Genomic DNA, 601 nt, shown 5'->3' on the forward strand with positions numbered 1-601 from the left:
GGTCGCTGGGACGCAAACACGCAGGGCCGCTTCGCTATTATGCCCTACGTGCCTGCGCCCCAAAGCTTAGCGTTATATGCCATATGAATAAACTTGTTCCCGTCATAAAGTCATTCGATTGCGCGGACTATGATCCCATAGAACAGTGGATGTTTGATGACCCCACGGAAGTCGATTATTGGCTCTCAATAGAAGTAGGTATCGAAAGTGAAGCTGGCTCCAATCTCTTCCAGGTTCACGTGGTAACACAAAAAATGCTGTCTCAGATACACCCTAAAAATTATCTGCTCATTTTGCCTTACTATTCATGGACAGATACTCTTAATGCTATAAATAAGGTGTTAAGCACTTGCTCGGATGTAAGCTGGCAAGGCATGTTCACTCAAGTGTCCAAGCATTTTTGCTGGGAATACGAACAAACTAAGTAGTAGTGGCACTTAGTATCAACTCCCAAGTGCAACATTGATCACGCATAATCATTCTTCATCTCCCAGGGCGTTTTAAATCCATACCGTTTACGGGGGCGACTGTTCAGCCGCCTCTCAATGGCATCACAGTGCTGCTGCGTAACGTCTTTCATCGACGTCCGCTTTGGTAAATA

1 protein-coding gene and 1 pseudogene are annotated in these 601 nt (G+C 45.6%); one reads left to right on the forward strand and one right to left on the reverse strand.

Features of this window, described 5'->3' with window-relative positions; all coding sequences use genetic code 11:
• Positions 1-428: Imm8 family immunity protein (locus JKP77_RS22190; RefSeq protein WP_218313349.1), on the forward strand; the 428-nt coding region annotated here is incomplete at its 5' end.
• Between the two features lie 38 nt (positions 429-466).
• Here JKP77_RS22190 and JKP77_RS22450 read toward each other — a convergent pair.
• Positions 467-601, reverse strand: a pseudogene (locus JKP77_RS22450) (IS30 family transposase); the annotation flags it as partial.

This window comes from Alteromonas antoniana (genome assembly GCF_019249295.1).
GTDB classification, from domain to species: Bacteria; Pseudomonadota; Gammaproteobacteria; order Enterobacterales; family Alteromonadaceae; genus Alteromonas; species Alteromonas antoniana.